The sequence below is a fragment of the Leucobacter sp. UT-8R-CII-1-4 genome (genome assembly GCF_030010235.1).
Lineage (GTDB): Bacteria > Actinomycetota > Actinomycetes > Actinomycetales > Microbacteriaceae > Leucobacter.
Genome location: NZ_JASCRS010000002.1, coordinates 73,794 through 100,236 on the forward strand (window position 1 = coordinate 73,794; position 26,443 = coordinate 100,236).

Below are 26,443 nucleotides of genomic sequence, written 5' to 3' on the forward strand. Positions count from 1 at the left end.
GTTACAGGCCAAGTGCCTTAGCTTTAGCCGCGTCGTAGTCTTCCTGTGTGATCAGGCCCGCATCAAGCATTTCCTTGAACTTGGCAAGCTTTGCCAGTGGGTCTTCTGCGGCAGGCTCAGCAGGCGCTGCCGGAGCGGCAGGAGCCGCCGGGGTGCCCTGCGCGCCCACACCGGGCACCGGCTGCTGCAATCCACCGAGTCCGGTCGAGTTCGCAGCCATGCCCATTCCGAAGAGCCCACCTGCACCGGCGTTGTCGCCAGCTGCCTCAAAACCTGCCGCCACAGAAGCCTGCAGGTTCGAGTTGCCACGAGCACCCGAGAGTGCATCGGCACGCTGCACGTTCTTCAGCAGTTCGCGGGTTGGCTCATCGTATTCGATGGCCATAATCGCGGTGCTAACAATGCTCAGGCCACGGTTTGTTGACCACTGGTAGTTCTGCTCAACTGCAGCCGAAAGGCTCTGCGCAAAACCGACGGAGTCCTGCTGAATCTTGGTGATTCGGTTGCCCTTCGCAGGATCGTTTGTGTAGAGCGAGAACGCGGGCGCGAGCGATCCAACGACCTCGTTGAACAGCTGTGATGCAGCATCATTTTCAATATCAGTGAAATCAAACACACGGCCCGGCTCAAGATACGCCGCTGGCAGGTAGTTCTTCACAAACAGAATCGGATCAATGATCTTGAGCGTGTAGGTGCCTCGGGTTACCGCGCCAACCTGGGCGTTCATGTAGGCGTCGTCCCAGTAGATTTCTGACTGGGTGCCGAAACGGTTGTTTGGCAGCTCCTTGAGCGTCACGAAGTAGGCGCGCTGCTGCGAGCTTGGGCGCCCGCCAAACTTGAAACGCTCCCACGAAGTGGTGATCAACGGGCTCACAAAACCATTGCCCGCGAAGATTGACTGCGAATCCTGCGCCTCAGAGTTCCACTCGTAGGCACCGGCTTCTGCCGCAAAACCGGTGACTGCACCGTCCTGCAACAGAATCAGTCCATAGCCCTCAGGCACCAGGATCTTGCTGCCGTTCGAGATTACGCCGTCTGATCCGCGCGTATTCGAACCTCGACCGGCGTTCTGCCCCTGCTGCACTGCCGCAAACACGGCAGCCGTAGGTGCAAGACCGCTCGGCACGGTGTAAAAGTCTTTCCACTGATCCGCAAGCGTGCCGCCGAGAGCGCCGATTGCTGCCTGAATGAGTCCCATGTGTGCATCCTCACAGAATTGCCGAATGGCAGGTGATCAAAATGTTGCTCTCAGCCTAGCGAGCAGAAACGCTGCAAACTAGGGATTTTGCCGAGGAAAAGCTGCCAGTCAGTATTTCGGCCGCGTGATTCACGTACTTATACAGAATTCGCTTCAGGGCAACGCTGGATCCCCCAGCCAACAACAAACCCCCGAGGCGCTGCCCCGGGGGTTTGTAAATACGCTAGTGCGCGGAACGAGCCTTAGCGTGCTGCCGAACCGTCAACGTAGTCAGCATCTTCCTGCTTCCATGCGAAAAGCTGGCGCAGCTCGCGACCGGTGGTCTCGATTGGGTGCTGCTCGGCCTTTGCACGGAGCTCCAGGAACTCCTTGCCGCCATTGTCCTGATCGTCGATGAAGCGCTTTGCGAATGCACCGGTCTGAATGTCAGACAGCACAGCCTGCATGTTCTCCTTGACACTCGGATCGATAACGCGTGGGCCCGAAACGTAGTCGCCGTACTCAGCGGTGTCCGAAACGCTCCAACGCTGCTTGGCGATGCCGCCCTCCCACATCAGGTCAACAATGAGCTTCAGCTCGTGCAGAACCTCGAAGTAAGCGATCTCTGGCTGGTAGCCAGCTTCAGTCAGGGTCTCGAAACCGTACTGAACGAGCTGAGCGGTGCCGCCACAAAGAACTGCCTGCTCGCCGAAGAGGTCGGTCTCGGTCTCTTCGGTGAAGGTGGTCTTGATAACGCCAGCGCGGGTGCCGCCGATTGCCTTTGCGTACGACTTTGCGGTGTCCCAAGCGGTGCCCGAAGCATCAACCTCAACAGCAATGATGTCAGGAATACCGCGGCCAGCAACAAACTCGCGACGCACAGTGTGGCCTGGAGCCTTTGGAGCAACGAGGATCACGTCAACGCCCTCTGGCGCCTCAATGTAGCCGAAGCGAATGTTGAAGCCGTGAGCGAAAGCAAGGGTCTTACCTGGCTTCATGTGCTGCTTGATCTGGTCGTTGTAGATGCTGCGCTGGTGCTGATCCGGAGCGAGGATCATGATCAGGTCGGCCCACTCAGCAGCTGCGTCAACGGTGAGCACCTTGAAGCCGGCCTCTTCAGCCTTTGCAGCCGACTTCGAGCCCTCCTTGAGCGCGATGACAACCTCAACGCCCGAATCGCGAAGGTTCATCGCGTGTGCGTGACCCTGCGAGCCGTAGCCAACAACGGCTACCTTCTTGCCCTGAATGATCGACAGATCTGCGTCAGCGTCGTAGTACATCTCAGCCACGGGTGGCCTCCTTAGTAATTATTTCTTGGTTTGTGTAAATCTTTGATCTGGTTGTCGCACTTGCGGCGAGAAACCGACCACCGTATTCAGTATGGCGCTGAATTTGGCTATTCAGTTGTTGATCCTGCGACTCGCTGCGCTCGCGCAGGAGGACGGGTGTAGCGGGTCGCAGGCGACGGGTTTCGCCCGTCAGTTCTTGTAAACGCGTTCGGTCATGCTCTTCGAGCCACGACCAACCGCGATCAGACCAGACTGAGCAATTTCCTTAATGCCGTACTGCTCAAGCACGCGCAGGAACGCCTGAATCTTGCCGGAGTCACCGGTGACCTCGATAACGAGCGCATCAGTAACCACGTCAACAACGCGGGCACGGAACAGATTCACTGCCTCGAGCACGTGAGAACGGGTCTGGTGATCCACGCGAACCTTGATCAGCATGTGCTCGCGCTGCACCGACTGAGCTTCTTCAAGCTCAACAATCTTGATGACGTTCACGAGCTTGTTGAGCTGCTTGGTAACCTGCTCGATCTGCACATCATCTTCGTCAACGACGACGGTGATGCGAGAAAGGCCCGCAACCTCGGTTGGACCCACCGCGAGCGATTCAATATTGAAACCGCGGCGAGCGAACAGGCCCGCAACGCGGGTGAGCAGGCCTGGCTTGTCTTCTACTAGCAGACTGAGAACGTGACGGCTCATGGCTTACTCCTCCTCCCACTGTGGGGCGTGTTCGAGTGCGTACTGAATATCGCTGTTGCTGGTGCCCTGGCGAACCATCGGCCACACCATCGAGTCCGAGCTCACGACGAACTCGATCACCACTGGGCGATCGTTGGTCTCAAGCGCGAGCTTGATCGCATCGTCGATCTGGTCTTCGCGCTCAACACGAATCGAGAGGCAACCGTAGGCTTCGCCGAGCTTCACAAAATCGGGAATACGCGCGGTGCCATGACCGGTGTTCAGCTCTGAGTTCGAGTAGCGACCATCGTAGATCAGGGTCTGCCACTGGCGAATCATGCCGAGCGACGAGTTGTTGATCACAGCAACCTTGATCGGAATGTTGTTCACCGTGCAGGTGGCAAGCTCCTGATTGGTCATCTGGAAGCAACCGTCACCGTCGATAGCCCAAACCACACGGTCCGGCTCGGCAACCTTCGCACCCATGGCAGCCGGAACCGCGTAGCCCATGGTGCCCGCACCGCCCGAGTTCAACCAAGAGTTGGGCCGCTCGTACTTAATGAACTGCGCAGCCCACATCTGGTGCTGGCCAACACCTGCAACATAGATGCCTTCAGGCCCGGTAAGTTCACCAATACGCTGGATCACCTGCTGTGGTGCAAGCAGTCCATCGCTCGTAGGCGCGTAGCCGAGCGGGAACTTCTCCTGCAGATCATGCAGGTGCTCCCACCATGCACTGATGTCGGCAAAATCACGGCCAATCTTCGAGGTGGAGATAGCAGCGATCAGGTCGCTGATTACCTCGCCCGCGTCGCCAACAATTGGCACATCTGCCGCACGAATCTTGCCGATCTCTGCGGGATCAATGTCGGCATGGATTACCTTGGCGTCGGGCGCAAAGAGTGCAGCCTTGCCGGTCACGCGGTCATCGAAACGAGCACCGATTGTGATCAGCAGATCAGACTCCTGCAGGGCGAGAACTGCAGGCACGGTGCCGTGCATTCCTGGCATGCCGAGATGTTGAGGATGCGAGTCGGGGAAGACACCGCGAGCCATCAGCGTCGTCACCACAGGGGCACCAACGAGTTCTGCCAGTTGCAACATCTCTTCTGACGCACCGGCGCGGCCAACGCCACCACCGATGTAGAAGACCGGGCGTTCAGACTCAGCAATCAGTTCGGCTGCTGCCTGAATCTGCTTGCTATTTGCCTTGGTGATCGGGCGGTAGCCGGAAAGCTCTACGCGTGGATCCCAAACAAAGTCGAACTCTGCCTCTTGCGCGTCCTTCGTGATGTCAACAAGCACTGGGCCTGGGCGGCCAGTGTTTGCGATCTCGTAGGCTGCAGCAATTGCCTTTGGAATATCTTCAGCCTTCTTCACCAAGAACGAGTGCTTGGTGATTGGCATGGTGATGCCAACAATGTCGACCTCTTGGAAAGCGTCAGACCCCATCAAATGCGAGAACACCTGGCCGGTGATCGCAAGCAGCGGCACAGAGTCCATGTAAGCGTCGCCAATGGCGGTGACCAGGTTGGTGGCGCCAGGGCCTGAGGTAGCGATGCAGACACCAACCTTGCCGCTTGCCGCGGCAAAGCCCTCGGCGGCATGGCCGCCGCCCTGCTCGTGACGCACCAAGATGTGTCGCAGGTCATTGTCTTCGTTCAGCGCATCGTACAGCGGAAGCACGGCTCCGCCGGGAAGTCCAAAGACATCACTGACACCGAGCAATTCAAGGCTGCGCAGAACAGCCTGTGCTCCTGTCATACGATCGCTTCGAGGTTTGTCTTGGTACCCAGTACTCGTATCCGAGTTCATTTCATACTTTCTGTGCTGGATTTCTGGAACGCGTAGCTATCAGGCGTGGCGTAAATGATTCCCGCATCGCGGGTAAAACGAAACGCGCACCTATCCGGTGATTGCGCCTTCAGAGGCGCTGCGAACGAGTTTGGCGTACTTAGCCAGTACACCACGCGTGTAGCGAGGAGGAAGCGGAGCCCATGCTGCTCGGCGGGCTTCAAGCTCGGCGGGATCAACCAGAATGTCGAGCGTCTTCGCGGCGATATCGACCCGAATCAGGTCACCGTCGCGCACCAGAGCAATCGGACCTCCGTCTGAAGCCTCTGGTGCAATGTGTCCGATACACAGTCCGGTTGTGCCGCCTGAGAATCGTCCGTCGGTCAATAGTAGTACATCTTTGCCGAGCCCCGCGCCTTTAATCGCCGCAGTGATCGCAAGCATCTCACGCATACCGGGGCCACCCTTAGGGCCCTCGTAGCGAATGACGACAATATCGCCCTTGCCGATCTTGCCCTCGGTGAGCGCATCCATTGCGGCCCGCTCCCGGTCAAACACCCGCGCAGGGCCCTCAAACAGCTCAGCGTCAAAGCCAGCAGTCTTCACCACTGCGCCTTCAACGGCGAGGCTACCGTGCAGAATCGTGAGGCCGCCGTTTGCGTGCAGCGGATCATCAAGCTTACGAATCACCTTGCCATCGAGCGGAGTGTCGACATCGGCGAGGTTCTCAGCAACTGTCTTGCCAGTCACAGTGAGCGCGTCACCATGCAGCAAACCAGCATCGAGCATGGCCTTCATGATCACGGGCATGCCACCGACGCGATCAAAGTCCTGGGCGACGTACTGGCCGAATGGCTTCATGTCTGCCAGGTGCGGGGTTTTTGCACCGATTCGCGTGAAGTCGTCAAGCGTCAACTCGACCTCTGCTTCGCGAGCGATTGCGAGCAGGTGAAGCACGGCGTTCGTGGATCCACCGAGCACCATAGCCACAGCAATCGCGTTTTCGAATGCCTTGCGGGTCAGAATGTCGCGAGCGGTGATGCCGAGACGCAGCATGTTCACTACCGCCTCGCCCGAACGGTGCGCAAAATAGTCGCGTCGACGGTCGGCACTTGGTGGGGCCGCCGATCCCGGCAGGCTCATGCCGAGCGCTTCTGCAACACAGGCCATCGTGTTTGCGGTGTACATGCCACCGCAAGCGCCCTCGCCTGGCGCGATAGCGCACTCGACCCGCTTCAGGTCTTCTTCGCTCATTGTGCCGGCCTTGCACGCACCGACCGCTTCAAAAGCGTCGATGATGGTGACCTGCTTCTCAGTGCCGTCGCTGAGCTTCACCCAGCCGGGCGCGATGGATCCAGCGTAGAGAAATACCGAGGCAAGATCGAGACGAGCTGCCGCCATCAACATGCCAGGCAGTGACTTATCGCAACCGGCGAGCACCACCGTGCCGTCGAGCCGCTCTGCCATGACCACTGTTTCGACGGAGTCTGCAATGACCTCGCGTGAGACCAGCGAGTAATGCATACCCTCGTGGCCCATTGAAATGCCATCGCTGACCGAAATCGTGCCAAATTGCAGCGGGTATCCCCCGCCTGCGTGCACGCCCTCTTTGGCCCCCTGGGCAAGCCGGTCAAGGCTCAGGTTGCAGGGAGTGATTTCGTTCCATGAGCTGGCAATACCGATCTGGGGTTTATCCCAGTCCTCATCACCCATGCCGACTGCACGCAGCATGCCGCGTGCTGCGGCCTTTTCGATGCCGTCCGTGACGTCGCGACTGCGAGGCTTCATATCAATCTCTGACATGAGGATTAGTCTAGCCTCGTCACACATTCTGATGGCGTATACCGCTTACAGCTGCGCTAGGCGCGGATCGCAGCGGCGCAATCGGCCGCTGCGATCCGCGAACAAGCCTTAGCCGTTACCCCGGGCCTTGCGACGCGCGTTGCCTGCGACTATCGAGGCACCCAGCAGTGCGAGAAGTGCCCCTGTTCCAGCGAGCCAGGCAAGATCTGGGCCGCCAGTATTTGACAGATTGTCTCGCCCGTCCTGATTGGTTTCGTTTCCGTCTCCGCTCGCCACGGTCACCGTAAACAACTGTGAAACAGTGATGGCATTTGCGTCGGTCCAGCTCACGGTGAACTGATAGGTGCCTGCTCCAAGACCGGTGCTGTCAAAAATGATGCCGCTTGGAGTCACAGTGACAGCTGATTCGATCCCGTCGGGTGAAGTCACCACCGGCTCATCTGTAATTTCGGCATCGCCTTCGGTTACCGTGACTGCGAAGGTATGGCTTTCACCTGGTGCGATTGTGACCTCAGTTGCGCCACCGATGGTGATCTGCGGGCCTTCAGGAGGCACATCAGTGTACAAAAACCCATTCTGATAGGTCACGGGTGTCATCGCGAACCCGTTGAGGGTCCAACCAACGGAGACATCAACCTGCCCAGCCACATGCGCTGGTGTGACCGCCGTAAACCGTCCAGGAACGGTGTTTGTTACTGAAGTTGCTGCGACGCCATCAAAATCTGCCGAGACCGCAGCATGTTGCAAAAGCACTTTTGTAGGCGCACGCAACAGAAAATAATCTCCAGTTCCGATGCCTGCTTGGCCATTGATATTGAGACCCCAGCTGTAGAGCAGCCCATCTGAACCGAGCGCGTAGGCGGTGAAACCGCCACCAATCACTTGAATGAAGTCAACACCGTTCGGCGTCGGCACCAGGCCCGGAACACTGCGGTTCGTACCACTTTGGTCGAGCTGAAAATACTGGTTGAATCCCCAGGAGTACCACTGCAAGTCGTCGCCGAGCACATACACCGATGCGACCGAAGTTGAGATTGCGCTGTAGGAGTTGACCCCAGGCGGCAAGAGTGTGGCTTGCGGAGTACTCACCGTGGTCGTCTGAGAAGCATCTGATTGCCCACCAGTACCGAGGGCACCAGCCGCGTCCGAGCCCCATGAATACAGCACACCCTGCTCGTCAAGCGCGAATCCGTTGTTGTAGGCGGCCGCAATCTTCGAAACCACAGTACCGCCTGGTAACGCGACTGGAACGGGCGTTGTCACTAAAAGTTGCGCATCATACGTCGTGCCAGCGCCAAGTTGATGGGAAGTGTTCAGTCCCCAGGAATACAGCACACCATCGTCGCCAAGGGCATAGGCTGTACTTCCACCAGCGGCAAACTGCGTAAAAGCGGTCACGCCTAGCGGCAAGGTAACAGCGACCGGGGCACCCCTGTTGGTGGTGCTGCCGTCACCAAGCTGGCCTCCGAGGTTTTTCCCCCAGCTGTATAGCGCACCGTCATCGCCCATAGCGAGCACGAAACTATCGCCAAGCGAGAACTCGGTGAACCCGGTCACGCCGGGTGGCATCTGCACTGTAGTGAGCGTCTGCGCCGCGAAAGTTCCGTCACCAAGCTCCCCGAATGTGCCCTGACCAGTGGCATAAATGTTTCCGTCGTCGCCAAGCACCATTGCAAAGCTGCCGCTGCTGCCGTAGTGGATAACATTCACGCCGACCGGTTCGCTCATCGGCATCGGGGACTCGATATCTACGGACGAGTTGAGCTGCGAGACGCTCGCACCCCAGCTGAACGCTTCACCGGTACTTGCTCTAAAAAAGGCACCCGAGGAGCCAGCTTCAAAGGTGTCAACTACTACCTGCGGCGTCACAATAGTGACACTGCTACCGCCTGCGGTCGGCCCAAAACTCGGAGTCACGGGCGCGACCGCTTGTGCTGGCCCGGCAAGGGTGAGTGTGAACGAAAGCGCGACCGCGAGTCCAGCTGCACTGATCCACCGTGTACGAGAAGTGAAAGTTGCTGTCATGCTCACCAAGTTACGAAGGCACGCTCAACCTCCACAATGGAACCACGCAAACATAAGTAGTGCCACTCAAAAATTGAGTGGCACTACAAAAAGTTGTTCGATTATCGCCTCAGACTTGCAAGCAAAACGCTCACGTCAGAGAGATTCGCGAAAGTTACTTGCCGATCGCTGGCAGCCAAGCAAATGGCAGCATCAGACCAACAAACATCGCAGCGAGGCCGCCGCTGAAGAACCAAAGGTCAGCCGCCTCCGCTTCGAAGGCGCAACCCAGCAGGTACATGCCACCGAAGACCAGAATGGCCGAGACAACAAATACCAGCGCTGTAACCGCGCTGACCGAGCCCTGTGAGCTCTCTTCAAACAGTGCTTCGTTCTGCTTCGCCATTGCTGACCTTTCTTGACACCCAAAAGTTTTGCGGGCTTTCGCCCAAAACATCCTCAAGCAGCCTACCTCACATTACGGGCGTTGAAGAGCTAGGCTGAATTCATGTCTATCGGCAAGTACCTCACGAACATGGGCGTCATCGGTGCACTGATCGGTGCGATTGGTACCGCACGCCAAACACAACAGATGCCCAAAGACTGGCGCCGCTACATTGTCTGGGTTATCTGGGCAGCCGGATTGGCACTCGCAATCGCTGGGGTGGCGAAGCAGGCCGACGACGAGCGCCACGAAGAAGAGCTTCAAGAGTTGGATCGTCAGCAGCGCGAGGCAGCAAAGGCGTTGAAGGCGCAACGCAAGGGTTAAGCCGCAGCACCGGCACTTAAGGCTTGAGGCTTGACATCAGCACTTCAGCGCGTTTGTTGGGACGCAGGCGTTAAACGTACTGCACCAAACTTCGCTCGACTCACGGCCGAATGCAGGCGAAATACCTTGAGAAATTCGGCCGACGCGCCGGTGAACACCTGCCGATTTTTCACCGCCGCAAAAGTCGTGCTAAGTTATAACCCGTTGCCAAGCACGGCAGCAGGCGCCTTTAGCTCAGTTGGTAGAGCAGCTGACTCTTAATCAGCGGGTCCACGGTTCGAGCCCGTGAGGGCGCACAGATTGCCCCGGAATCATTGATTCCGGGGTTTTTGCTGTTTCCGGGGCCCTCCTCACTCTCGCAATCTTCCCGGTATGCCCGGAGCTATGCCGGAAATGCTCACCCCCGACTCATCTGTCTTCGCCGAAATCGCCTGACTTTACCGGGATCGCCCGGTATTTACTGGGAGAAGGAGTCGATTTCGGTAAATCCAGGCGATCTCAGCGTTGTGCGGGTGGGCTGGCGAGCGGGCACAGTTCGAGCGGGCACAGTTCGAGCGAGCACAGAACACTGTTCGGGCGAGAGCGGACGGGCGGGTTTGCACGAGCGATAGGATTCGATAGTCGGGCGCGAGACTGGCATTGCGCCCCGCAGACAGCCATGAAAGGCAAACGATGACCTCCGAGGCCACCTCCTTCTCCCCCGATCTTGCATTCGCGCTTGAGCTTGCAGATCTCGCTGACTCAATCTCGCTGCCGAGATTCCGTTCGGCAGACCTGCGCATCGACACCAAGCCCGATCGCAGCTACGTCACCGACGCCGATCTTGCAGTAGAACGGGCCCTGCGCGAGCAAATCGAAGCTCAGCGCCCAGGCGATGGTTTCTTTGGCGAAGAGTCAGGGCGGGCCGAAGGCGGCGAAAGACGCTGGATCCTCGACCCGATCGATGGCACCTCAAACTTTTTGCGTGGAGTGCCCAACTGGGCAACCCTCATCGCACTTGAAGTGAGTGGTGTGCCCACAATTGGCGTGGTTTCGGCACCAGCATTTGGAATGCGCTGGTATGCAGAACTCGGAAGCGGCGCTTGGCGCCTCGACCAGGGTGCCGCCCCGCGGCAGATGCGAGTCTCTGGCGTACAAGATCTTGAGCACGCTTCGCTCAGTTTTCAGAGTATTGAGCAGTGGCGACTGGCCGGTTATCTGGATTCACTTCTCGAACTTGAGAAGCAGACTTGGCGCGATCGCGCCTACGGCGATATGTGGTCATACATGTTGCTCGCCGAGGGCCTTATCGACATTGTGGCAGAGTTCGACGTGAAGCCTTACGACCTCGCCGCCCTTGCGCCGATTGTGCGCGAGGCAGGTGGGCGTTTTAGCGATATCGATGGCAATGACACCGTTTGGGGTGGCAGTTCACTCGCAAGCAATGGTCTGGTGCACGAGGCCAGCCTCAAGGTTATTCACTCGGTTCGCTAGCGAACGCCTACCGGCACGGCAAGAGCGCGCAGCAAGCTCAGAGCAAGCTTCGTGGGCTCAATCTTTGTCGATGATCTGTTCGGGCGCGGCAAGGCAACTGCCGTTTGGCGCTGCAAGGTTGCCGGGATCTAGCTGTGCGAGCACGCGCCCCAGCGCCTCAGACATAGCTGCGACCTGGGCCGGCTCAAGCACGTCGAACACCTGTTTGCGTACCTCTTCAACGTGAGCTGGGGCTTGTTTCGCAAGGTGGGCAAGTCCCGCCTCGGTGAGCACGGCATTGGTTGCGCGCCCATCATTCGGGCAGGCTTCACGGCGCACCCAGCCCTGCTTTTCAAGGCGGGTGACTACGTGGGAGAGGCGCGAGAGTGAGGAGTTTGACCAGCGCGCCAGGTCACTCATGAGGCGCGTGTGGTTATCAGCTTCAGAAAGCATCGCGAGTACGTGGTACTCAAAGAACGAGAGACCCGCGTCGCGCTTGAGTTGAGATTCGAGTACGCCGGGCATCAAGAAGGTGACACCAACGAGTCGCATCCACATTTCGCGCTCTTGCTGACTCAGCCAACGTGGCTCTTCGTTCGCGCTCATCTCAAACCTCAAATTCCAAGAATTACTTTACGCTTCAACTATACATCGCTCTACGCGTCCAATACAGCACAATAGACTCGTGACCACAAGTTCGAACGATCAGCCACGCGTTGCTGGCTCACAAACCCTCGATCGCGGCCTACGCGCCCTCGAGCTTCTCTCCGAAGCAGCAGAGCCGCTCTCAATTGCCAGCCTCGCGCAACAGCTCGGCGTGCACCGATCCAGCGCATACCGGGTGCTACGCACCCTCGAAGAGCACCGTTTCGTGGTGCGCGACGAAGCCGGCATGATCAGACTTGGCCCCCGTCTCGCCGCACTCGGCCGAGGCGCAGCAGAGTCGTTGCAGCAGGCCGCCCTGCCAGAACTCAGCGAAATCGCAAACGCGTTCGGCTTCACAAGTTTCATCGCCATGCTCGATCACGATGAGGCAGTCACGCTACTCAGTGTCGAACCAACCCACGGCCACGCCACCGTCGCTCAACGCCCCGGCGTAAAACACCCGCTCACCCGCGGCGCACCAGGCTATGCCATTGAATCTTCACTAAACCCCGCCGAACACCGCACAGTCTTCGCAGGCGAACCACTCAGCGAAGCCGCCGCACAGGTTCGCGGCCGCGGGTTTGCAATCAGTCAAGACGAGGTGATTCCGGGCCTCACCTCGGTTGCGGTGCCCTTGCGAGTCATCAACGAGCCGCCATCGGCACTCGCCATCGTTTGCATCGGCCTGCCCGACAATATTGAGTCACTGGCGAGTGCGCTGCGCGAGGCGGCGCTGCGCATCGAACGCGCAGCGCACTAAACAGAAAGCACCCCGAGCGCTGGGCGATCCAACGCGAAAAGCGCACACGATCGCGAGCTGCAATTTTTGACCCCGAACGAGTGATAAGCTGCTTCCGTCCAGCGTGGTGCACCTCCAGGTGGCCGCTCAAGGCGCTCGAAAAAGGGGTGCTGCTGCCGGGTCACGGCGAGACATATACGGTTCCCCCAATTCGTATATTTCACCGCAAGGATCGTTATGACCACGCTCGCTGAAGCTGTTGCTTCAATTCTCGTTCGCCACGCAGACCACGCTTTTGGCCTGATGGGCAACGGAAACGCGCATCTCATGGACGCACTCACTAAGCGCGGCATGCCCATAAGCGTGGTGCGCCACGAGGTTGCTACGGTTGCCTCGGCCGACGCATACGGCCGCGTCACTGGCAAGCTGGCCATCGCCACCGCAACCTATGGCGCTGGCTATACCAATACCATGACCGGTCTTGCTGAGGCCGCGCAGGCACGCACTCCACTCTTGCTCGTGGTTGGCGACGCGCCACAGGCAGGTCTTCGCCCGTGGGATATTGACCAGGAAATGGCTGCGGCTGCCGTCGGCGTGCGCACCTATATTGTGCAGCCGGACAGCGTTGCCGAAACCGTGGAGCGCGCAGTTGCGGCAGCGATTCGCCGTCGCAGCCCGGTAGTGATCGCACTCCCCTACGATCTGGTGAGCACTGTGGTCGACCAGACACCTGCCGAGGCAGCAGCCCCGACGGGTATCGACCTTAATGATCCGAGCACTATGCAATCGCTCGCCGCAGCAACACTGCCGAGCGCAAACGCGAACACAGAAGCGAACGCAAACGCCGTAAGCGATGCCGGTTCAAGCGGCCACTCGCGCTACCTCTTCCCCACCGCAGCTTCAAGCGCAGAGATTGACAGCGCGGTAGCAACACTTGCCGCCGCTGCACGTCCCGTGGTTCTCGCCGGTCACGGAGCCTGGGTTGCTGGTGCCGATGCAGAGCTTGATTTGATTGCCGACCGCCTCGGTGCGCTCACCGCCTCGACGGCGCTCGGCCAAGGTATTTTCGCGAAGCCCGAGTTTCACCTTGGCATTACCGGCGGCTTTGGCCAAGAAGCGGCCATGCAGGTGATCGAAGAGGCAGATGTTGTGCTTGTTGTCGGCGCGAGCCTGAACCAGTTCACCATGCGTTTTGGTGATCTTTTTGGTGCCGGGACCAAGGTGATCCGAATCGACCGTGACCCAGTAAACGCCCCGAAGACTGCGCACGAAATCGAACACTTGCTGCTGCGTGGTGATGCTCGCGAACTGCTGGGATCGCTGCTCTCACGACTGGGTGCCGCTCCCGCGGGTCAGCCGGGTTGGCGCGGCAGCATCACCGGCCTCGAGTCAGGTGGCGCATTGCGTGTGCGCGATCGCGGCGAGAGCGGTGCCGATGGGCTGTGTGCCGATGGTCGCCTCGATCCGCGGGCGGTCGCTGCGCGCCTGGCCGAATTGCTCCCGGAAGACCGTCACGTCACCTCAGATGGCGGCCACTTCATCGGCTGGGCGAACATGTTCTGGCCAGTCGCATCGCCTGAGCGCATGATCATGGTGGGCACCGCTTTCCAGAGCATTGGCCTCGGCTTTTCAACGGTCGCTGGCGTGGCAGCTGCTGCGCCCGAGAGCACCGTTGTCGTGACCACCGGCGACGGCGGCGGTCTCATGGCAATTGCCGATCTCGAAACCACCATTCGCACCACAAAGAGCTGTGCCATCGTGGTCTGGAACGACGGAGCCTATGGTGCCGAAATTCACCTCTATGGGGCGATGGGTCTCGATGAGACTCCGATGCGAATTCCTGGCGTTAACTTCGCGGGCATGGCTGCCGCGCTCGGCGCGACCGGAGTCTCAGTGAACACGCTCTCAGATCTTGACGCATTGAGTGATTGGCGCGAAGCGGGGGCGACGGGCACTATTCTGCTCGACTGCCGTGTTTCGAGCACCGTGGTTGCGCCCTACCAGCGCGAGATTCAAAAGGTCAACGGCCTCGACGTCGAGTAAAAAGTGAAGTTTTGTGTGCGTTGGATCGCATTCGCGCCAGCGCACACAACACTCCGAGGGCGTCTAGTAGTCGATGCGTTCGGTGTTTTGTTGCCACGCTTGGAACGGGTGCAGACGCGCGTCGCTCGCGAGGTGATGGTATTCGAACGGCGTGCTTTCGCTGCGAATGTGTTCGTAGAATGCACGGTCGTCGAAGCCTGCCTCGGCGGCTTCTTCGGCGCTCGCCGCGTAGACCAGACGGTCGACTCTGGCCCACATGCTCGCGCTCAGGCACATCGGGCATGGCTCGCATGATGAGTACAGGGTTGCACCGGTGAGGTCATGCGTGCCGAGCGCTTGGCCGGCGTTGCGCAGTGCCATCACTTCAGCGTGGGCGCTTGGGTCGTGGTTGAGGGTTACCGCGTTGGTGCCCTCGAAGATTTGCCCGTCTGCGGTGACCAGCACTGCTCCGAATGGGCCGCCGCCGCTCACGGCACTTTTGGCTGCGATTTCGATGGCACGCTGAAGGTACTCGGTCATTGCACTCCCTCTGAGCAGTATTTGCTCCGACTGAGTGTAATGTCATCTGCTCGAAATATACCGAGTATGCGGCACCATTCGCGCCTAACGCGCAGATTCATTGCCACCCTGATTTGGCCTCGCATCAGCTTCTCCCTTACGTGGCCAATACGACAGCGCGCGCTCAGCCATTGCCGTAATTGTGAGTGAGGGGTTCACACCCGGATTTGCCGGCACCGCGGCACCATCAACGACGTGCAAACCCGGGTAATTCCATACCCGGTGGTACTCGTCAACAACTCCCTGCTCGACAGAAGCCGAAACCACTGCCCCACCGAGAAAGTGTGCAGTGAGCGGAATACCGAACACCTCTGGCCAAGAACCACGAGCTTCGGCGCGCACCCCCGAAGCCTGCTGCAGGCGGGCTGCAATCGCCTTCACTGCCGTATGCGCGCCGGGAAGATAGCTCGGGTTTGGCTCGCCCTCGCCCTGAGCGCTCGTAAGGCCAGGCTTGATCAGCCCGCCGAGACGTCGTTTCAGCGAAAGCGTCAAAGAGTTGTCGGCGTTCTGCATCACGAGCGCAATCACACCACGCTCGCTCCAACGCCTGAGCGAAGACAACCGCAACGCAGTGAGCGGAGCTCGCACAAGCTGCCGCACAAGCGACCCCAGCCGTGCAGCAAGACCGCGGTCACCGGGCACCAGCACAGTAGCAAGCATGCCCATAAGATTCGAGCCAGGCCCATAGCGCACGTTTTCAACGTGAGTGCGTTCATCAATATGAAACGAAGTGGTGATCGCCACGCCACTGGCAAGCCCCATCGTTTCGGGCACATCAACCGCCACTGCACCGTCGAGGGCCTCAGAATTTGTTCGGGTAAGCGAGCCTAGAGTCGAGGACAGTTTCGGCAGCGCTCCCGAGCCCTTCATGCGGTGCAACAATTGCTGCGTACCCCAAGTGCCTCCGGCAAAGATCACCTGCTCCGCGCTCACCCGCTTCACCCGCCTATTGACGAGCGAACCGCTCTGCGCAGTAGTCACGTTAAAGCCGCCACCGCGTCTTGGCACAACCTCGGTCACAGTCCGCAGGGGCTCAATTGTCACCCCCCGCCGCTCCGCGAGCGCCAAGTAATTCTTCATAAGCGTATTCTTCGCCCCCACACGACAACCCACCATGCAGTTGCCGCAGAACGTGCAGCCAGTACGATCTGGGCCGTCACCGCCAAAAAACGGATCTGGCACGCTCACCCCAGGCGCACCATAAAACACTCCGGTTGGCGCGAGACGAAACGAGGCTTCAACACCAAGATCTTCGGCAGCACCACGCATCATCTCTTCTACCGGGCCAGCTGCCGGGTACTTATCGACAACGCCGAGCATGCGAGACGCAGTGCGGTAGTGCGGCGCAAGCTCAGCTTGCCAGTCGCCCGAAGGCCACTGTCGATCCGCAAAAAATTCACTGCCCGGCTGGTACAGCGTGTTCGCATAGTTAAGCGATCCACCGCCAACCCCAGCACCGGCCAAAATCATGACGTGCGGCAGCCGATGAATTCTCTGCACCCCAAAACAGCCGAGATTTGGTGCCCAGAGATAGCGCCGAACATCCCAGTTCGTTTTCGCAAAATCGTTGTCCTCAAAACGACGGCCAGCCTCATACACATGCACTCGGTAACCCTTTTCAGCCAGCCGCAACGCTGCGACCGAACCGCCAAACCCCGACCCGACAATTACCACATCGTGATCAAAACTCATTGCTGCTCCCTTGCCGCCATTACCGCGAGTGCACCCGGCACCGCCTCGACTAGAACTGTTTCGGTACCGATGCGCTCGCCGTCAGCGTAGACGATCAGACCGGGAGCACTGATTTCGACCCGCTCACAGCGAGCAGTGAACACCTCCGGCCGCTTGGTGTGTGTGCCCGCAAGCAGCATCGGGAAAAAGCGCAGCAAACGCAAGCGTCCGATCGCAGCAACGTGACTGAGGTCAAGTTTTCCGTCTTGGGGGTCAGCGTCTGGGCAGATCGGCATGCCGCCGCCATAGCTGCGCGTGTTCCCAACGGCCAGCAGAATTCCGGGGCGTTGGATCGCCGGGCCCCCATCGATTGACACCGTGAAACGCAACGACTGAAGCCGCAACAGTTCAATCACGAGCGCGAGGTAATAGCGGGCCGCTCCACGCGGCCAACGCAATTGGTTGGTGCGCTCACTCACTCGAGCATCGAACCCAAGCGCGGCGACAGTGAGTACGTGGGTGCTGCGTTCAGGGCAGTGCACCTTTGCCACATCGATACGCGCTGGCGTGCCGCGTAGGGCAAGTTCTGCGGCCTGAGCCGCTGCTGCTGGGCTGCCGTAAGGAATACCGAGCGCACGCACAAAGTCATTGCCAGTACCAGCCGGCACCATCACCACCGGCACGCTCGAATGCACGAGCTCATCAAGCACAGCAGTCAGTGTGCCGTCGCCGCCAACCACCACAAGCGCCGCCGGCCCTTCGGCGAGCGCTTCAGCGGCCAGGCGTCGTGATTCTTCGGCAGAGCTCCCGCTGCGCACGCTCACGTCTGCACCGAGTTCACGCAATCGTGTCTCTGCTGCGCGGGCAGCCGCCCCACCACGGCCTTTACCTGAGGTGGGGTTCACCAGCATGATTAGCCGCGGGGCGGCCTGGTCAGCCAATCACGGCTCCCGGGTTCATAATGCCGCTCGGGTCAAGTTCAGCCTTCACTGCCCGCAGAATTCGCACCCCAGCCTCACCGATTTCCTGTTTGATCCACGGCGCATGATCACGACCGACTCCGTGGTGGTGGCTGAGTGTGCCGCCATTGGCAACAATAGTGTCGTTCACGCTGGCTTTCACCTTTGCCCACACTTCGAGGTCATCGCCCGGAATACCCGCCGCAATTGTGAAGTAGAGCGCAGCACCGCTCGGGTAAATGTGCGAAACGTGGCAGAGCACCATCGCTTTTGCGCCGTGTTCGGCGAAGCCGTCCTGCAATGCAGCGGTCACTCGTTCTTTTAGGGTGTGCAGGCCCGTCCAGGTGGTGGCGGTTTCGAGTGTCTCGCAGAAGACGCCGTGGTCGAGCAGTGAATCACGAAGGTACGGTGCGCCAAAGCGCCCGTTGATCCATGATTCAGCTGGCGCCGAGCCTTCAGAGCTTGCGCCGACCCGCTTCAGAATCTCAGCCGTTGCAGCGTGCCTTGCCGCAACGTCAGCCGGATCCCCCTCGAATACCGTTACGGCGCTGCATCCCTTGCTGAGGGCTTTACCGATTTTGCCGTGCTGCGCGAGGCTCACGCTCGTCTCGGCTTCATCTGAGAGGCGAATCACGGTGGGCCTCGTGCGCAACTGAGCTACCTGGCGCAGTGCTTCAGCACCGGTCTCAAAGTCGGGGAAGCTCCAGGCCTCGAAACTGCGGGTCGCGGGCTGTGGGTGCACTCGCAAGACCAATTCGGTGATGATGCCGAAGATGCCCTCTGACCCGAGGAAGAGTTTTGTGAGGTCGGGCCCAACTGAGCTGCCGGGTGAGACGCCAAAGGTAAATTCACCGCTTGGCGTAGCGACGCGCATTCCGAGCACCATGTCGTCGAAGCGGCCGTTGCCTGACGAGTTTTGGCCTGATGAGCGTGCGGCAGCGAACCCGCCGAGGGTTGCGTACAGGAAGCTTTGCGGAAAATGCCCCAGTTCGTATCCGTGTTGGCCAAGCAGCCGTTCAGCCTCTGGGCCAGTGGTTCCAGCGAACATTCGCGCTTGGCCACTTACCTCGTCGAGTGAGATGAGCCCGCTCATTCGTGTCAGGTCGATTGCGACCACTGCACGGTGCGAACCGCGTTCTGGGTCGAGCGCGCCTACAACGCTCGTGCCGCCGCCAAACGGGATCACCGCGATATCGCGTTCGGCCGCTGCCCTGAGGAGTGCGAGCACTTCTTCGTGTGTTGCTGGGGACAGCACACCATCTGGGGTGTCTTGCGCTGAGGCGCGCTTGCGCAACAGGTCTGGGGTCGAGCGTCCGCCAGCGTGCCGCAGCCGAGATTCGTTGTCGACACCGAGGTGAGTTTCGCCGATGACCGTCGCAAATGCTGCCCGGTCTTCGGCGCTGAGTGCGCTCGCCGCAACGGCAACTTTGTCGATCGCTGTCGCTGGTGCGGGCTTTTGAATTCGGCCGAGTTTTAGCGGCAGCAGTGTGCGCAGGGCAAGTGGTAGCTGCTTTGCAAGCGCTGGATCGCCCCACCCATTCCATCGAAGTGGTGCCGTGGGCGGCTGGTTAATTGGCGCTCCGACCGTGTTCGCGGTCGCGGTTGAATCTTTCGATGCATCTTTGGCACTCATGCGTTACAGTGTGACACATTATGGAAAACCGTCAAGCAGCAATTCTTGCAGAGCCCACTGAAACGTCGGCACTTGAGCTACCCGCCGGCTTCGCACCTCCTGCCTGGGACGAGATCGAACTGCACGTTCTCGAAACCACGGCAGCCATGATTGCTGCCCGGGGCATTGACGGCGTCACCCTCACCGCGCTCTCGCGAGAGTCAAAAGTGAGTCGCCCCACCATCTACCGCCGCTGGAGCGGAATCGATGAAATTGTTCGCGCCGCACTCCTGCGCACCACAATCACCATCTTCGAACGCCTCGGCAAGCTCCCAGGCAACCGCCAAGAACTCAGTGACGCCGTAGTGCGCTACTCAATGCTCTTCCGCGAAGACCCGCTCTTTAGTCGACTACTCGAACGCGAACCAGAAGTCTTCACCAGATACAGCCTGCAACGCATCGGCTCAAGTCAGCGCTACATGCTGCGCTGGATCGAGGCCGCAGTTGCCGCCGGTCAAGCTGACGGCTCGGTTCGCCCAGGTAGCGCCGCCGACATCGCCGTAATGCTGCTGCTCATTGCGCAATCAGCAACACTCTCGCATCGCACCGTTGCCCCGCTGATTGGCGAGGCAGATCTTGATAGGCAGCTCGGTGCTGCCGTGGACGGATACCTCAGGCCATGACTCACCCGGCAGCCCCAAGCCCCCAGCACTCCTCACTCCTCAACGCACAGCGGCGATCCAGCGAGTTACATGAACTCGCCAGCGGCGAGCGCGAAGTAGACATGCTCGTGATCGGCGGTGGAGTCACAGGTGCGGGAGTTGCCCTTGATGCTGCGAGCCGAGGATTCAGTGTGGTGCTCGCCGAAGCCCACGATCTAGCCTTCGGTACAAGTCGCTGGAGTTCAAAGCTGGTGCACGGCGGGCTGCGCTATCTCGCTTCGGGTGATGTCGCGGTAGCGCGTGAAAGCGCCCGAGAGCGTCACCTACTCATGACAAAGATCGCGCCTCATCTCAGTCACGCGCTCCCCCAGTTACTGCCCCACCTGCCAGGAGTAACTCCCACTCAACGCGCGCTCACACGGGTCGGTTTCATGCTTGGCGACGGGTTGCGGCGCTGGGCAGGCACACCTTCGACACTGCTTCCAGGACCCAAACGGGTTACCGCGGCCGAGGCGCTTCGTTTGGCTCCTGCATTGCGCCAAGAAGGCCTCCGCGGTGGTGTCGTCAGCGCAGACGGCCAGCTTGAAGACGACGCCAAGCTCGTAACCGCAATCGCGCGCACGGCCGCGAGCTATGGCGCACACATTCTCACCGGCATGTCAGCGAGCGACGCAACTGGCGCTGGCGCTCTCCTCACCGACCAGCAGAGCGGTGAGTCATTTCGACTGCGAGCGCGCTCGGTAGTGAATGCGACCGGAGTTTGGGCCGCCGAAATTGACCCAGATATTCAACTTCGCCCGAGTCGCGGCACCCATCTGGTGGTTTCTGCCGAGAGCCTCGGCAACCCGAGCGCAGCGCTCACGGTGCCGCATCCCGGTTCTGTGAGCCGATTTGTCTTTGCCCTACCGCAGCGACTTGGCAGGGTATTTATCGGCCTGACCGACGAAGATGCGCCCGGCCCAGTGCCCGACGTGCCCACAGCGAGCGAGACTGAGATCGACTTTCTGCTCAGCACCGTCTCAACAGTGCTTGAACGGCCGCTGGGCCGAGCTGACGTACTCGGCACATTTGCTGGCCTTCGGCCGCTCATCTCTACCGGTGCAAGCGAGTCAACCGCCGACATCTCACGCCGCCACCACGTAGCCGTCTCGTCACGGGGTGTAGTCAATGTGTTGGGCGGCAAGCTCACCACCTACCGGGCAATGGCAGAAGACGCGGTAGATCTTGCCTGCCGCACGGCGGGCCTGAGTGACCCCGGATGTGTCACCACCCAGATTGCACTGGTCGGCGCACCCGGATCATCCCTGCCACCAGCCGAAGAACGAGCGCTTCTGGCCAAGGCCTGCACTCGCCCCGAAGAACAGATTGCTCCGGGCATCGCGGTAACACGCGCAGAAATCGCATACGCGGTGCGTGCAGAGGGCGCGCTCACTGCGGCAGATGTGCTTGATCGGCGCACCAGAATCGGGCTCGTCGCAGCCGACCGCGAAGCCGCGTTTGCCGAAGCTTCTGAGCTTGTCGCAGAGTCGCTTCGCTAACTCATACACGCGCCTTCGCCCACACCGCCGCTGCGCACAGAAAGCTGATCGAGCGTCGAACTTTTCGGCATACCATTTTCTTCACGATCTGATAGCTTGGGCGCAGTCATGTTTGCTGAGCCTCTAGGAATCGGCTAGCATGCCTGACATAACCGAACAATTGTTCAGTTAGCCGCTCAACGAAGCCCGGCCTTGCCACGAGGTGATAATCATGCAGCACTCGCTCGACGTTGCGCCAAGTGTGACGCACGCTGAAAGTCTTGATTCGTTCAGGTCAGCAGTGAACTCTTCGTTCGTGCCGCTCCAGGTTGAAAGCGAAGCGGGCGGCCCGTTTCAGGCAACCCTCTCGGCAGCTGGCGCTGACGGCGTGGTGTTCACCGAAGTACGCGCGAAGCCGCAGCTAGTACGACGCACCGAAGAGACGATTGAGAGTGGTGGTAGTGGCTACTACAAGGTGAGCCTGCTACTTTCCGGCTCGGGCATCCTGATCCAAGATGGTCGCGAAATCATCATGAATCCGGGCGATATGTCCTTCTACGACACGTCACGGCCCTACTCGCTACTGTTCAACGAGACCTTTCGAAACCTCATCATGATGTTCCCGAAGGATCGCCTGGAGTTTCCAACGATCCTCACCGATTCGCTGACCGCTGTCTCCCTCGGTGAACAGCACCACCTTGCAAAGGTGATTGCGCCCTTCATCGCGCAAGCCTCACCGCAACTGCCTATGCTGCCCTCGCTCGCAAGAACAAAACTCGCACACACCAGTCTTGATCTCATCAACACCATGCTGTCTGCGATTCTCGACGTCGAAAACAGCCCCCGCAGCCCACACGAAGTACTGCTGCAAAAGATTTACGGTCACATCAACACAAATCTCGGTTCGCCAACACTCTCACCCGGCAGCATCGCCGCAGCACACTACATCTCAGTGCGACACCTGCACGCACTGTTTGCCGAACACGACACCACCGTCTCAACCGTCATCAAACAGCGTCGCCTCGAGCACGCACGGGCAGACCTCACCGACCCAGCATTCTCAACAAAAACCGTGGCAGCCATTGCCGCACGCTGGGGATTCGTTGACGCCGCACACTTTAGCCGGGTCTTCAAACAGCACTATGGCGTGTCGCCGAGCGAGCTGCGTGCGCTCTAAGGCAATTTCGCCCGCACGATAGGCGATCCAACGCCCTGAATCTGCTGCGCCCCAGGCGCACACTTGTGCGCCAAAACGCGGCAAAACAGGCTCGACCGGGCCGCCAGCGCCCGACCCTTGTCTACGCGTGCACGACCGGTCACGGAATCCCCCGCAGCGAACCCCGCTCCGAAATACTGGAGTCACTGGCAGCCCCAGTTTCGCTAAGTGAGGAATTCAATGACGCATACTCCCGACACCACGCATACCCGCGGAAAGCGCGTGAGCACCCCGCTCGAAGCGCAGCATCCGCTCGACCCGCTGAACGCAGGCGAAATCGCAACCGTGCGCAAGACACTCGAGGCCGCCGGCCTGATGACCGAGCACGTGCGCATGGCAATGCTGCTCGCGGTCGACCCAAGCAAGGCGACACTTGCCAAATGGAAGCCAGGAAAGGCGTTCGAACGCCGCGCCCTCGCCACCCTGCTCGATCGCTCAGACGCCACACACACCGAGGTACTGGTATCGATCACCAAGCAGAGCGTTGTATCGCAGAAAGTACTGCCGAACACCCCTGAGCGTGGCCAAGCCGCCGTGCTCATGGAAGAGTTCTTCGAGGTTGGCGACATCGTCAAGGCAAACCCCGAATGGCGTGCCTCAATGGAACGCCGCGGTTACGGCGAATACATCGACACCGCGTTCTGCTCACCGCTCGCCCCCGGCTACTTCGAAGAAGAGACCGAAGATGCGGGCCGCCGCTACCTGCGCTCACTCACCTACCTGATTCCGAACGAGGGCGACAGCCCGTGGGCCCACCCAGTCGAAGGCCTGATCGTGAAGGTCGACATGACCGAACGCAAGGTGTTCAAGGTCTACGACGACCCGAACGCCGCCGCCACCCCAATGGCACACGGCAACTACGACATCGAAACCCAGGGCCCAGCACGCACAAGCCTCAAGCCGATCGACATCACCATGCCTGAGGGGCCAAGCTTCTCAGTCGACGGCAACAATGTGCAGTGGGAAAACTGGAAGATGCACATCGGCTTCAACTCACGTGAAGGCCTCGTGCTCAACAACGTGTCCTGGCGCGATGGCGACGAGGATCGCCCAGTGCTCACCCGCGCCAGCGTGCCAGAGATGGTGGTGCCCTACGGCGATGTTGACGAAACCCGCTACTGGGTCAGTTACTTCGACGCTGGCGAATACCTGCTCGGCCGCAACGCAAACCCGCTATCGCTGGGTTGCGATTGCCTCGGCGTGATCCACTACTTCGATGGATTCGTGAACGACGATCACGGCAACCCGGTCAAGCTCGACCAGGTCATCTGCATGCACGAGGAAGACTACGGCATTCAGTGGAAGCACACCGATCTTGACGGAAAACCCGACACCCGTCGAAGCCGCCGCCTCGTGGTGAGCTACTTCGCGACCGTTGGCAACTACGACTACGGATTCTTCTGGTACTTCTACCTCGATGGTTCGATCCAGGTCGAAGCCAAGGCAACCGGCGTGGTCTTCGCCGGCTCGGGCATTCCCGGAGCCGCGAACGCGCACAACACTGAGATGGCACCCGGCCTGCTCGCCCCCGTGCACCAGCACATCTTCTCGGCACGTCTTGACGTTGCCATCGACGGCGAAGACAACACCCTGCACGAAATCGAGGCAGTGCCGATCCCGCGTGGCCCACTGAACCCACGCGGAAACGCCTTCACCTGGTCAAACACCCAGCTGAAAGACGAGCAATCAGCGCAGCGCATGGCGAACGGGCTTGCCAGCCGTGTTTGGGAGGTGCGCAGCGCGCATCGCACCAACCACACCGGAAAGCCGACCGCATACTGGCTCATTCCAGAAGGCAAGTCGGTGCTGCTCGCACAGCCAGATTCATCGGTATACGCCCGCGCGAACTTCGCTACGAAGCACCTCTGGGGTACCCAATACCATGCCGAAGAACTCTACCCAGCAGGCACCTTCCCGAGCCAAAGCTCGGGCTGGCAGGGGCTCCCAACCTGGACCAAAAAGAATCGCAGCCTCGACGGTGAAGACATCGTGCTCTGGCACCAGTTCGGGCCAACACACTTCCCGCGCACCGAAGACTGGCCGGTAATGCCGGTTGACTACTCGGGCTTCTGGTTCAAACCACACGGTTTCCTCGACCACAACCCGACGATGGATCTGCCCCTCGACGCACGCTCATCATGCGAAATGACCGAATCAGGCTGCTGCTCTAGCGGTGGTTGCGGTTGCTGCGCAGACGACTGCAAGTGCGGTGGCAACCCCTGCGGCTGCGGCAAGTAACGCTGATTTCACTTTTCACAAATTCATCTCTTTAAGGAGAACCCAGATGTACACCTACGAAACCCTGCTCGCTGCCATCACTGTTGAGGGCGGCCGCGAAGTACACAACCCAGCGACCGGCGAACTGATTGGCCGCGTGCCAACACACACCGCTGCCGACGTAGACGCAGCAATCGACCGTGCCGAAGCCGCTCAGCCTGCCTGGGCTGCCCTCAGCGACGAAGAACGCGTTGGATACATGAACAAGATCGCCGACGCGATTGAGGCAAACGCCGAAGCTCTCGCCGAGCTGCTCTCGCGTGAGCAGGGCAAACCGCTCAACGGCCCGAACGCTCGCTTCGAGGTCGGCGGCTGTGTTGCGTGGACCCGTGTGCCAGCAGGCACCCCGCTGCCGGTTGAGGTCGTCGTCGACGATGGCGAGACCTATGCAGAAATGCACTACCGCCCGCTCGGAGTTGTCGGCGCAATCACCCCGTGGAACTGGCCGATGATGATCGCCATCTGGCAGATCATTCCATCGTTGCGCATGGGCAACACCGTGGTATCGAAGCCTTCCGAGTACACCACCCTCTCGGGCCTCGCACTCAACCACATTCTCAACACTGTGCTGCCTGCTGGCGTGCTCGAGACCGTGGCCGGTGCCGGCGACCTTGGCGCGCGCCTCGTCGAAAGCGACAAGATCGCAAAGATCATGTTCACCGGTTCGACCCGTACCGGCAAGAAGATCATCGAAGCAAGCTCGGGCAATGTGAAGCGACTCACCCTCGAACTCGGTGGCAACGATGCCGGTATCGTGCTCGACGATGTCGATCCGAAGGCAATTGCTGAGGGCCTTTTCTGGGGTGCATTCATCAACACCGGCCAGACCTGCGCGGCGCTCAAGCGTCTCTACGTGCCAGACTCGATCTACGACGAAGTGGTGAACGAGCTCGCTGCCTTCGCTGCACAGATGCCAATGGGCCAGGGCCTCGACGAGCAGAACGTGCTCGGACCGCTGCAGAACGAAATGCAGTTCAATGTGGTGGATCGCCTGGTCGAGTCTGCAAAGGCGTCTGGCGCTCGCGTCGTCATGGGCGGCAACCCCGACCGCGATGCAACGGGCTACTTCTACCCAACGACGCTGATCGCGGACATCGATCCAGCGAACGAACTCGTCACCGAAGAGCAGTTCGGCCCAGCTCTGCCAATTATTCGCTACAGCGATCTCGACGAAGCGATTCGTATGGCAAACGAGCTCGAGGTTGGCCTCGGCGGTTCAGTATGGTCGTCGGATCGCGACCGCGCTCGCGCAGTCGCAGCTCGTGTGCAGGCCGGCACTGTGTGGATCAACTCACACGGCACCATCAACCCGTTCGTGCCATTTGGTGGCGCGAAGCAGTCGGGCTATGGTCAGGAGTTCGGCGTCGCCGGTCTCAAGGCCGTCGCACAGCCGCAGGTGATCCAGGGCTAACCCATACCGCCGAGTCGCCCCGTTCGCCAAGCTTGACTTGGTGGGCGGGGCGCTCTGCTATCTACGACCGCTGCCAGCCGTCTTGGGTTCGCAGTTTTACACCCGTCCTCCCGGCGCTGCAGACTGACGTGGGCACAACAAAAGCACCCGCCCCTCGAAGTGAGTGG

The 26,443-nt window shown here is 59.9% G+C and carries 21 protein-coding genes and 1 tRNA gene; 10 read left to right on the top strand and 12 right to left on the bottom strand.

Annotated elements, in window-relative coordinates; translation table 11 throughout:
• Position 1: 1 nt before the first annotated feature.
• The 7 genes from QBL02_RS05360 to QBL02_RS05390 form a co-directional block, all read right to left on the bottom strand.
• Positions 2 to 1,198: an SPFH domain-containing protein gene (locus QBL02_RS05360; RefSeq protein WP_282725360.1), complete on the bottom strand. Its 1,197-nt coding sequence runs from the start codon at positions 1,196 to 1,198 to the stop codon at positions 2 to 4.
• Positions 1,199 to 1,440: 242 nt separating this feature from the next.
• Positions 1,441 to 2,466, bottom strand: coding sequence for a ketol-acid reductoisomerase (gene ilvC / locus QBL02_RS05365; protein WP_282725361.1), 1,026 nt, complete (start codon positions 2,464 to 2,466; stop codon positions 1,441 to 1,443).
• 189 nt (positions 2,467 to 2,655) lie between these two features.
• Positions 2,656 to 3,165, bottom strand: a complete 510-nt coding sequence (gene ilvN, locus QBL02_RS05370) for an acetolactate synthase small subunit (protein WP_282725362.1) — start codon at positions 3,163 to 3,165, stop codon at positions 2,656 to 2,658.
• A gap of 3 nt (positions 3,166 to 3,168) precedes the next feature.
• Entirely contained in the window at positions 3,169 to 4,959 is a 1,791-nt protein-coding gene (locus QBL02_RS05375; RefSeq protein WP_282725363.1) for an acetolactate synthase large subunit, read from the bottom strand.
• 90 nt (positions 4,960 to 5,049) lie between these two features.
• Entirely contained in the window at positions 5,050 to 6,741 is a 1,692-nt protein-coding gene (ilvD, locus tag QBL02_RS05380; RefSeq protein ID WP_282725365.1) for a dihydroxy-acid dehydratase, read from the bottom strand.
• A 108-nt stretch (positions 6,742 to 6,849) separates the two neighbouring features.
• A complete protein-coding gene (locus tag QBL02_RS05385) occupies positions 6,850 to 8,766 on the bottom strand; it encodes a hypothetical protein (RefSeq protein WP_282725366.1) in 1,917 nt (638 codons plus the stop codon).
• Between the two features lie 154 nt (positions 8,767 to 8,920).
• The gene (locus QBL02_RS05390; protein ID WP_282725367.1) at positions 8,921 to 9,151 is read right to left on the bottom strand and encodes a hypothetical protein; all 231 of its coding nucleotides are present in this window, start codon (positions 9,149 to 9,151) and stop codon (positions 8,921 to 8,923) included.
• Between the two features lie 102 nt (positions 9,152 to 9,253).
• On the opposite strand from QBL02_RS05390, the gene QBL02_RS05395 reads away from it, so the two are divergent.
• From QBL02_RS05395 to QBL02_RS05405, 3 genes are all read left to right on the top strand, one after another.
• Entirely contained in the window at positions 9,254 to 9,514 is a 261-nt protein-coding gene (locus tag QBL02_RS05395; RefSeq protein WP_282725368.1) for a hypothetical protein, read from the top strand.
• A gap of 223 nt (positions 9,515 to 9,737) precedes the next feature.
• Positions 9,738 to 9,810 (top strand) — tRNA-Lys (locus QBL02_RS05400).
• A 376-nt stretch (positions 9,811 to 10,186) separates the two neighbouring features.
• Positions 10,187 to 10,987 (top strand): inositol monophosphatase family protein, encoded by an 801-nt coding sequence (locus QBL02_RS05405; RefSeq protein ID WP_282725369.1) that lies wholly within the window; start codon positions 10,187 to 10,189, stop codon positions 10,985 to 10,987.
• A gap of 57 nt (positions 10,988 to 11,044) precedes the next feature.
• Here the strand turns inward: QBL02_RS05405 and QBL02_RS05410 are convergent, their stop codons facing one another.
• A complete protein-coding gene (locus QBL02_RS05410; protein WP_282725370.1) occupies positions 11,045 to 11,572 on the bottom strand; it encodes a MarR family transcriptional regulator in 528 nt (175 codons plus the stop codon).
• A 79-nt stretch (positions 11,573 to 11,651) separates the two neighbouring features.
• Between QBL02_RS05410 and QBL02_RS05415 the strand changes: the two genes are divergently transcribed.
• Positions 11,652 to 12,371, top strand: a complete 720-nt coding sequence (locus QBL02_RS05415; protein ID WP_282725371.1) for an IclR family transcriptional regulator — start codon at positions 11,652 to 11,654, stop codon at positions 12,369 to 12,371.
• A 216-nt stretch (positions 12,372 to 12,587) separates the two neighbouring features.
• The gene (locus QBL02_RS05420) at positions 12,588 to 14,393 is read left to right on the top strand and encodes a thiamine pyrophosphate-binding protein (RefSeq protein WP_282725372.1); all 1,806 of its coding nucleotides are present in this window, start codon (positions 12,588 to 12,590) and stop codon (positions 14,391 to 14,393) included.
• A 63-nt stretch (positions 14,394 to 14,456) separates the two neighbouring features.
• Here QBL02_RS05420 and QBL02_RS05425 read toward each other — a convergent pair whose 3' ends face one another.
• From QBL02_RS05425 to QBL02_RS05440, 4 genes are all read right to left on the bottom strand, one after another.
• The gene (locus QBL02_RS05425; protein ID WP_282725373.1) at positions 14,457 to 14,912 is read right to left on the bottom strand and encodes a nucleoside deaminase; all 456 of its coding nucleotides are present in this window, start codon (positions 14,910 to 14,912) and stop codon (positions 14,457 to 14,459) included.
• A gap of 84 nt (positions 14,913 to 14,996) precedes the next feature.
• On the bottom strand, positions 14,997 to 16,643 hold the full coding sequence (locus QBL02_RS05430) for a GMC family oxidoreductase (RefSeq protein WP_282725374.1): 1,647 nt from the start codon (positions 16,641 to 16,643) through the stop codon (positions 14,997 to 14,999).
• Positions 16,640 to 17,563, bottom strand: a complete 924-nt coding sequence (locus tag QBL02_RS05435; protein WP_282725375.1) for a YegS/Rv2252/BmrU family lipid kinase — start codon at positions 17,561 to 17,563, stop codon at positions 16,640 to 16,642. Before QBL02_RS05435 ends, QBL02_RS05430 begins: the two co-directional genes overlap by 4 nt.
• Positions 17,556 to 19,214 carry an FAD-binding oxidoreductase gene (locus QBL02_RS05440; RefSeq protein ID WP_282725376.1) on the bottom strand — a complete coding sequence of 553 codons (1,659 nt, stop codon included), beginning with the start codon at positions 19,212 to 19,214 and terminating at the stop codon, positions 17,556 to 17,558. Before QBL02_RS05440 ends, QBL02_RS05435 begins: the two co-directional genes overlap by 8 nt.
• Positions 19,215 to 19,234: 20 nt before the next feature.
• Here QBL02_RS05440 and QBL02_RS05445 point away from each other — a divergent pair, with 20 nt between their 5' ends.
• From QBL02_RS05445 to QBL02_RS05465, 5 genes are all read left to right on the top strand, one after another.
• A complete protein-coding gene (locus QBL02_RS05445; RefSeq protein ID WP_282725377.1) occupies positions 19,235 to 19,876 on the top strand; it encodes a TetR/AcrR family transcriptional regulator in 642 nt (213 codons plus the stop codon).
• A complete protein-coding gene (locus tag QBL02_RS05450; protein WP_282725378.1) occupies positions 19,873 to 21,393 on the top strand; it encodes a glycerol-3-phosphate dehydrogenase/oxidase in 1,521 nt (506 codons plus the stop codon). The genes QBL02_RS05445 and QBL02_RS05450 overlap by 4 nt, the downstream gene beginning before the upstream one ends.
• A gap of 211 nt (positions 21,394 to 21,604) precedes the next feature.
• Entirely contained in the window at positions 21,605 to 22,549 is a 945-nt protein-coding gene (locus tag QBL02_RS05455; RefSeq protein WP_282725379.1) for a helix-turn-helix domain-containing protein, read from the top strand.
• A 219-nt stretch (positions 22,550 to 22,768) separates the two neighbouring features.
• The gene (locus tag QBL02_RS05460) at positions 22,769 to 24,826 is read left to right on the top strand and encodes a primary-amine oxidase (RefSeq protein WP_282725380.1); all 2,058 of its coding nucleotides are present in this window, start codon (positions 22,769 to 22,771) and stop codon (positions 24,824 to 24,826) included.
• 46 nt (positions 24,827 to 24,872) lie between these two features.
• A complete protein-coding gene (locus QBL02_RS05465; protein WP_282725381.1) occupies positions 24,873 to 26,276 on the top strand; it encodes an aldehyde dehydrogenase family protein in 1,404 nt (467 codons plus the stop codon).
• Positions 26,277 to 26,443: the final 167 nt, after the last annotated feature.